Annotated in this window: 1 protein-coding gene; it reads left to right on the top strand. The window is 33.0% G+C overall.

What is annotated here, in order from left to right:
- Window positions 1–139: 139 nt before the first annotated feature.
- Window positions 140–1,708, top strand: a 1,569-nt coding sequence (locus tag A9G37_RS00800; RefSeq protein WP_141670986.1) for a GDSL-type esterase/lipase family protein, incomplete at its 3' end; no start/stop codon positions are given.

Raw genomic sequence — 1,708 nt, forward strand, 5'->3', positions numbered from 1 at the left:
GATTTAACCAAATCACCCAAATCTGATTTTGGGCTATTTGGGCGTTTTTATAAACCAACTGAATTTAAAACTATTTATTGCAATGATGAAATTATTGCAAATGACGATTACTACGCAGCGTATTGAGGATGTATAAACTATGAATAAACAAAATGCAACTACTGAAGCGTTAAATAATGAGCAAGATTATGCTCCAGAAAATCCTGAATGGGGAAAAGTACGGCTCATCATGCGAGATGATACGGTGGGTGGTGGGTTAAATGGTAATTTAAACAAACCCATTATTGACCTAGCAAAACGCATGGCGTACATCAAGAAACAAAATGAAGATATCACAGAACAAGCAAAAACTGGATTTATACTATTATCTTCATTTGAAGATGGGGCAAAACTCACATTAGCGAATGAAGTACTTTTATATAAATCAGACGGGCAATATTATCGATGGACAGGTGATCTGCCTAAAATAATTGTAGCTAATAGCACACCAGAAAGCTCTGGAGGAATTGGGGGTGGTAGGTGGGTTTTGGTTGGTGATTCATCGTTAAGAAGTGAATTATCTGGTTCAGATGGTAGCGCTCGTATTGGTTATAAAGGCTCTACAGTGCAAGCAGAGTTGGATAGTAATGGTTTACTAGATTATTATATTTCTCAGATGGCAGCGGGTCAAACAGTAAAAATCGCATGTTATGGCGATTCGACAACAGATGGAAATACGACAACAGGCTGGATTAGAAATGTAGCAGGTTCTAATCATAATGATAATGCTCCAAACGCATGGCCGATACAATTGCAAAACATATTAAGAGAAATGTATAAGAACAAAAATATTTTTGTTTTCAATGCTGGATTTTCTGGGCAACGGTTAGATAATGGATGGGCAACAAACAATTACGAAAAATTGATAGTAAATAATCAATTTTACGGGAAATGTGATATTGTTTTTATTGGGTTTGGTATTAATGATGCAAGTTCTAATAATACTAACGTATTAAATGACACACTAATTCAAACAAATTTATTAATAGATAAAATAAAAAAATCAGGTGCACTACCAATTTTATTAACATGTAACGTTGTTCGTTCAAGATTGACTGGACATGGTGATAATAAATTATTAAAAATAGAGCGACTGAATAATCTCAAAAAATACATAGCAAAAATGCGAAACATTCCTATTTTTGACTTAGATACAGCAATGAAAAATTGGATGCAAAAAAACACAGATAAATATAATTATGCTGATTTACAACCAGATAAAACTCATTGGGGAGATTTAGGGCATCAATATCAAGCGAGTTGGTTAGCTAATATACTATTTAATAATATAGTAAAAATAGACAGTAATAATACATATGAAAGCATTTATTTTTTAGATCCAAGGTCTAATTCACCGATTGGCAGTGATGCTATGTCTACAACAACAAATGCTAAGTTTGGGGTAAATCCATTTGTTTTATCATCTAAATTTGATTGTAGAAATCAAATACTGATGGACATCTGGGTATGGTGTGAGCACGTTGACGCATCAATTATTTACAGAATGCTATTAAATGATGCGAATGACTCAATAATAAAAATAACTGACATATTAACGGGTAATATCATTAAAACAACACCAGGTTTTTTATCATTTCAATTTAACGATTATAGTACGGTTGATGCGCCCCATTATATAGGACAATTAAAATATGGGTTAAATCGGATT

The organism is Gilliamella sp. GillExp13, assembly GCF_001690815.1.
In the GTDB taxonomy this organism is placed as follows: Bacteria; Pseudomonadota; Gammaproteobacteria; order Enterobacterales; family Orbaceae; genus Gilliamella; species Gilliamella bombi.